This is a genomic window from Mesorhizobium sp. P5_C1 (assembly GCF_054049815.1).
Map to the genome: position 1 here is coordinate 1 of NZ_JBFULQ010000594.1, position 3,189 is coordinate 3,189.

Annotated in this window: 5 protein-coding genes; 1 reads left to right on the forward strand and 4 read right to left on the reverse strand. The window is 59.8% G+C overall.

Going from position 1 to position 3,189, the window contains the following annotated elements:
- Positions 1–559 precede the first annotated feature (559 nt).
- From ACXJ7R_RS28445 to ACXJ7R_RS28460, 4 genes are all read right to left on the reverse strand, one after another.
- Positions 560–808, reverse strand: coding sequence for a hypothetical protein (locus ACXJ7R_RS28445; RefSeq protein WP_457154731.1), 249 nt, complete (start codon positions 806–808; stop codon positions 560–562).
- 47 nt (positions 809–855) lie between these two features.
- Entirely contained in the window at positions 856–1,152 is a 297-nt protein-coding gene (locus tag ACXJ7R_RS28450) for a helix-turn-helix domain-containing protein (protein WP_457154732.1), read from the reverse strand.
- Between the two features lie 125 nt (positions 1,153–1,277).
- Positions 1,278–2,000 carry a DUF2786 domain-containing protein gene (locus ACXJ7R_RS28455; protein WP_457154733.1) on the reverse strand — a complete coding sequence of 241 codons (723 nt, stop codon included), beginning with the start codon at positions 1,998–2,000 and terminating at the stop codon, positions 1,278–1,280.
- A gap of 71 nt (positions 2,001–2,071) precedes the next feature.
- A complete protein-coding gene (locus tag ACXJ7R_RS28460; RefSeq protein ID WP_457154734.1) occupies positions 2,072–2,278 on the reverse strand; it encodes a hypothetical protein in 207 nt (68 codons plus the stop codon).
- A gap of 108 nt (positions 2,279–2,386) precedes the next feature.
- On the opposite strand from ACXJ7R_RS28460, the gene ACXJ7R_RS28465 reads away from it, so the two are divergent.
- A partial coding sequence (locus ACXJ7R_RS28465; protein WP_457154735.1) for a putative antirestriction adenine methyltransferase occupies positions 2,387–3,189 on the forward strand: 803 nt, incomplete at its 3' end.

Below are 3,189 nucleotides of genomic sequence, written 5' to 3' on the forward strand. Positions count from 1 at the left end.
CCCCTATCATCATCGTGCCGGCAAACAGCAGACCGGGAGAGGCGACAGGAGCGATCCGAGGCTCAAGGAGGCGCGCATAATTGCGGAAGCTCTCGGCGCTTCCACTGCGATCACTCGGATTGACCAGGTCACTCAATAACGTCGCGAGATCGTTCGCATCCGCACTATCCAGCGGTCAAGCTGTCCGATGATCAACAGCTGCAACTCAGCCGCTTGCCCGGTGTGTATAGAACATTGCTTTGCGATTCATACGCAGGATGGCGTGGCGCTCGGGGCCTTTGCCGAGGCTATCCGCAAGACAGGACCCGAGCGAGTCGTGCTCTCTCCGCCTCCAGGCGGGCGTCTGGGAGCCGGAGACAGAGGCGTGGCTCGATCGCCTCGGCCCGATGAAAGGCTGGCACTGCCTTGACCTGGGTTGCGGGGCGATGGGCATCCTTGGGCCTCTTTCGCGACGCGCTGGGCCGTCTGGGTGCATCGTGGGCGTGGACATCGACCCTATGCAACTCCGCGGCGCGCGCCTTCTCGTAGTCGATCTCCCATGTGACGAGATAGCGGGCCATCATGCGGCCTCCTCGTCTTCGTCGACTTCGGGGGCCAGCTGGTCGAAGGTCCATTCTTCGCCGGCTTCGTCGAGGTAGACGATTTTGCCATCACGAGTGACGGTCATCATGTCATCCCAGAAGACGTCAGTGCCGCCGGAATGCTCCGGCTGGCCGTTCTCGTCGATGCTGCTGATGTTTGCGCGACCTGACAGCCGCTCAAGCGTGCCGGTGATCGGGCTGCCGGTTGGGGATAGGTAGTTTGCCATTGGTCTGTGGTCTCCGTGGTAGGGTGTTGTCAAAATGGTTGCGGATTTCAGGGCAGCGGTCGTCTCTTGGCCACCCGCTTGCGAGGGTTTCGGCCCGGGAAAAGGCCGAGTTCAGCTATGATCCCGGCCGTCCCTTGAGCCATCTTCGGCCCGAAATCTGGTTCTGGTTCGGGCTGTTCGAGCGCCGTCTTCACTGCCGGCTCTATCTCGGGGTAGAGTTCGAGAAATCGGTAGAGAGACGGGCGCGATAGGCCGAGCGCCTTGGCGGCGTCGGATTTACGTCCAGCCGCCAAAAAGAGCGCTTTGGCGACCTCTTTTGGATCGAGTGACTTGATGCTGTTCATCGTCGTTTTCCGAAAAGTGTCCAATTTTTCTTCTCCAAAGCACTTGACCTGAGTACGGGGGGAGGGGCAGAAAACGTGCAGCCTGATTCTTCTGTGGCCGCTTCCCAACTCCTCCCCGATTTTGATCAGCCCGTGATGGCGCGCGTTCCTGCGCCGCCGTTGATCGGGCGGTTGAAAGTAGCGCGGTCGCCAGCGGCCCGACCGGCGTTAAAAGCGCTGCCGTCGCCCTTCATTCCGCCCCTCGCGGAGCCCTTACGAAGCTTGAAGCCGATCTGGCCGAAGGCCTTGTCGACCAACGCCATTTTGACGATGACCAGCGAGTTGCCGCGACCATTCGGCCGAGCGGCTTGCTCGCGTTCATTCGAGAGCCGGTGAAGGCGCTCATTGATGCGGCTGATGCAGCCGACCATGAAGCCCTTCTGAACGTCCCAAGGTCCGGCGCCGGCGCGATTGTAGCGCTCGGTCATGAAGCGGACGGTCTGGTTGCGGACGAACAGGTCGAGGCTTTCGACCAGCCAGATTGCAAACTGGCGATCCTGCTCGGTGCCGAAGAAAGTCATCGTGTCTTCCTTCTTCGAGAGCCAGACTTTGCAGTCGCAGTAGCGGCCGACTTCGAGGGCCAGATGGTCCTTGATGACGTAGGTCTTGAAGTTGTCGCGCTTGGTTTTCTGGGCCGCGATCGTCTCTGCGTCGAGTTCGATCTGCGCCTTCGTCAGGCCGTATTTGTCCATGAGTTCGCGGGCCTTCGCCATTGCTTCGAAAGCCTCGGCTTCGGTGGCGCCGGCGTTGGTGGTCTTGGCGAGCAAAGCCTTGATCTTGGCTGCCATCTTCTTCTGCTGTTCGGTCATTTCATGTCTCCATGGGGTAGGATTTATGTAACCATTCTGGTTACAATGCAAGGAAAGCAAAGAGGAAAAGCTTAGCGAGCGATCCGGTACATGCTGATCCGGCCGGCCCGACGCATCGGGGCATAGACACGCTCGACCTTGCCGGTTTTCACCAACGCGTTGAGTTCGTTGCGGAAAGCCTGGTTGTCTTCGCGACCGGCAAAAGCGGCGATGGCTACGGGTGCGAAGTAGGCGCGGTCCAAGCCGTCTGCTTCGGTCAGGGTCGAAAGAATGTCCATCTGGCTGCTCCGTCGTTTTGCTCTTTAATATCAATAACTTAGACTGTTACCAATCCGGTTACAACTAAAAAATGATCGCGGCGGCAAAAAAAGCGAAGGCGTTGGCGTATGTTTCAGGGCGTGGTGCCGAAGGAGTGCATCGCGCAAATCCTGCGCGTCTCCGAGGTCGACAAGTGGGGCAGGGTCTACAATTGCTGCTCGGGGACGTTCCGGTTTGAGCAGATCACGCTCGCCACGTTCCCCGGCGTCGAGATGCACTCGAACGACGTCAGCCTCTACTCCTCAGCGATCGCCGGTTATGTCCTGGGCAAGCCGATTGACTACGAGTTTCATGGCGCGCTCGACTTCGTGAACGAGCATGATTTCCGCGAGCCTGATCAGCGCCTGGCCGCACTGGCCGTGGCCTTCAATCTCGGGCGCTTCGCCGGCGGCAAGGCCAATGCCTACAAGACCAGCCACCGCACGCACCTGGTCGAGAACTTCGCCGGCTATGTCGAGCGCACCCTGGAAAAGGTCCGCAAGCTGCMGGGCATGATCCCGATCAAGAGCTACGCCCCGCGCGACTGGCTGCTCCACATGGAAGAGGCCATCGACCGCAAGGCAGCGGTGTTCAGCTACCCGCCATTCTTCAAAAATGGCTATGAGAAGATGTTCGAGTTCCTGGCCGCGAACATCAAATGGGAAGCGCCGCAGTATCAGATTTTCGATCCGAAGAACCTGCGCGGCATCATCGAGCGCGTCCGGCAGGCAGGGGTGCCGTATTGCATCCTCTCGGACCAGATTTACGAGGACTTGAAACCGGAACTGGAGTTCATCTCCGGCCGGGGCAAGCCGCACTTCTGCTACGTGTCGACGGGCAAGTCGTCGTACCTGCAGCTGGTGCCGCGGTCGGCGCCGTTCCGCTACAAGCC